We start from the raw sequence: 1,664 nt of genomic DNA on the forward strand, positions 1-1,664 counted from the left end.
GTTGAAAATAATAATCTTAAAAAACAGTTATCAGGAATATCTAAAGAGCTCGAAAACTTACGTTTGCAATTAGGACAAGACAGCGAAATTCAAAATCAGTTAAAAGAACTCATCGTTAAACAAAACGAGATTATTGCCCAACAAAAAAAACAAGAAGTAATACCAAAAGAGTCATTTGATTTTGGCTCATTATTTTCAAACCCCATAGTACTGGGCTTGTTAATGTTTATTCCTGGGTTACTGATTATTTTTGCAATCGTTATGTTTTTACGCAAACGAGCAAGTAATCAAGAAGAGCCGCAAAACGATGATGACTTTTTACCACAAACCCCAACTTATACTGGCGATGATGATTTAGGCCCAAGCTTAAATGACGATCCAATTGTACCTGACCCTTTAGATGACTTGAGTGTTCAATTAGATGATAGTCTCGAAAGTGATATGTTGCCTAATGATGATTTAGACGACGGCTTAGATGATTTTTCTGGCGACGAAAATTTACTTGATCAGGATGAGCTCGAAAGCTTGCTAAGCGATGACATTGTTTTTGATGATGAAAATACCGATGACGATGATGAGCTCGATATTTTTATGCAGCAAGGGTTTGATCAACCTTCAGATGAAAACGCTGAAGATATAGATTTAGACTTATCTGATGACTCAATTAACAATGATGAAATCCTAACTAATGACGATTTAGATAGCTTGTTTGATGAAGACGATAGTCTACCTGAATTTGAGGCACCGCAAACAAGCGAAGCTTTAGAGGATGACAGCTTAGAATCTCATGATGAAATGGCGGCTTTAAGTGTAGAGCTTGCAGATGAAGATAATTTTGATATAGATGAATTATTAGATCAAACATCAACAGAATTAGATACCTCAAATAACACTTCAGCTGAACTTGAGACAAGCTACGATTTTGATTTAGACGATATAGATAGCTTAATTGATGAGGCGAATGACCCAAAAAGTGATGTGGTAGATGACTCACTTGATGCAGAGTTACTCGACGAAGATGAACTTCTAGAAGAAAGCGACGACTTTGATTTAGACGACATAGATAGCTTAATTGATGAGGCTGCAGTCGATACTGCAGATGACTCATTAGTTGAGGAAAGTGAAGACTTTGATTTAGACGACATAGATAGCTTAATTGATGAAGCAGCAGTTGATACTGCAGATGACTCATTAGTTGAGGAAAGTGACGACTTTGATTTAGACGACATAGATAGCTTAATTGATGAAGCAGCAGTTGATACTGCAAATGATTCATTAGTTGAGGAAAGTGACGACTTTGATTTAGACGACATAGATAGCTTAATTGATGAGGCAGCAGTTGATACTGCAAATGATTCATTAGTTGAGGAAAGTGACGACTTTGATTTAGACGACATAGATAGCTTAATTGATGAGACTGCGGTTGATACTGCAAATGATTCATTAGTTGAACAAAGCGATGACTTTGATTTAGACGACATAGATAACCTAATTGATGATGAAGTAAAAAATTCAGATGTAAGAGATTCAGAAATTGATAATGCATTGGCAGACTCAGTTGAGGATTTAGCAGATGCTCAAGAAGAATTAAATGTTGATGATATTGAGTCGCTTGCTTCATCATTAAATGAAGAACCTGAGCTTATAGAAGAACCTGAGCTTGA

1 pseudogene is annotated in these 1,664 nt (G+C 36.1%); it reads left to right on the forward strand.

The annotated features are described in order from the left end of the window. A pseudogene (locus tag H5072_RS18735) lies at window positions 1-1,664 on the forward strand (hypothetical protein); the annotation flags it as partial.

This window comes from Pseudoalteromonas sp. SR45-5, from assembly GCF_014163565.1.
Lineage (GTDB): Bacteria > Pseudomonadota > Gammaproteobacteria > Enterobacterales > Alteromonadaceae > Pseudoalteromonas > Pseudoalteromonas distincta.